Source organism: Telluria sp. AZSoR62 (assembly GCF_058111565.1).
Window position 1 is genome coordinate 1 of the sequence record NZ_JBYTST010000580.1, and the last position, 237, is coordinate 237.

A 237-nucleotide genomic window follows, 5' to 3' on the forward strand; every position below is an offset into this window, starting at 1 on the left:
ATCAAGGATGCTGCCATTGGCTTTTGCAGCCTCTTCAAAGGCAGCATAAGCGTCTGCAGACAAGACTTCAGCCCATTTATAGCTGTAGTAACCAGCAGAGTATCCGCCAGCAAAGATATGGCTAAATGTATTAGGCCATCTAGAGATCTCTGATTGGGTTGTAACGTGGATAGCATCATTGATGCTTCTAGATAATTCCAACACGCCTTGTGCCTTTGCTGTGTGTGGGTTAAAGCT

The 237-nt window shown here is 45.1% G+C and carries 1 protein-coding gene; it reads right to left on the reverse strand.

Going from position 1 to position 237, the window contains the following annotated elements; translation table 11 throughout:
- The coding region (locus AC3XQU_RS24820) for a M3 family metallopeptidase (RefSeq protein WP_489876753.1) at positions 1–237 on the reverse strand (237 nt) is incomplete at both ends.